Below are 744 nucleotides of genomic sequence, written 5' to 3' on the forward strand. Positions count from 1 at the left end.
GGCGCAGGCCCAGTGCGCCGAAGCACACGTCGATCACCGCGCGGATCGCCTCTGTCGCGTAGCCGTGCCCGGTGTGCGCGGGGTCGAGAACCCAGCCGAGCTCGGCCTCGACGCCCTTCGCCCGGGCGTCGACCTCGAGCTGCGCCCACCCGTCGCCGCGCCGCACCATGATGTCGCCGATCGGGGTCGGGGTGGTGCTTTCGGCGTCGGGCAGCAGCTCCACGATGTACAGGGAGGCGAGCCGCTCGGGGTCGAGATACCGCTCACGGAACGCGTCTTGCGTGTCGGGAGCGGCACCGAGCCACCGGTTCACCTCGGGGAGCCGACGCCACTCCCACATCGCATCGACGTCGGCGGGCGTGCACGGGCGCACCTGCAGCCGGGCCGTCCGCGCGGGCCACGGCTCGGGGGTTCGCGTGTCGGTCATCGCTCCACCCTAGGCGCGTCCGGCGACGTCGATCACGGGGTCTCCCCGCCGACCCGTCGCATCTCCTCCGCGAGCGCGCTGTTCGTCTCGGCGAACCGTGCGGTGATGTTCTCGCGCACCTCGGGCGACTTGTTCTGGCTGAGTTTGGCTCGCGCATCGAAGCGGGTCACGCGCATCCGCAGACCGACCGTGCCCTTGGCGGCGCGGCGGGTGCCCTCCTCGTCCTCCGACAGGTGTCGGCCGTGCTGCTGATGATCCTCGAAGTGGTCGGTCAGCCGCGAGAGCATGGCGTAGTTCTCCTCTTCGCTCAGGATCTC

Annotated in this window: 1 protein-coding gene and 1 pseudogene; both read right to left on the minus strand. The window is 71.1% G+C overall.

Features of this window, described 5'->3' with window-relative positions:
• On the minus strand, window positions 1–427 hold a 427-nt coding region (locus L687_RS27815; RefSeq protein ID WP_021199084.1), incomplete at its 3' end, for a GNAT family N-acetyltransferase.
• Window positions 428–459: 32 nt separating this feature from the next.
• Window positions 460–744, minus strand: a pseudogene (locus L687_RS27820) (FMN-binding negative transcriptional regulator); the annotation flags it as partial.

Origin of the sequence: Microbacterium maritypicum MF109 (assembly GCF_000455825.1) — a bacterium.
Lineage (GTDB): Bacteria > Actinomycetota > Actinomycetes > Actinomycetales > Microbacteriaceae > Microbacterium > Microbacterium maritypicum_A.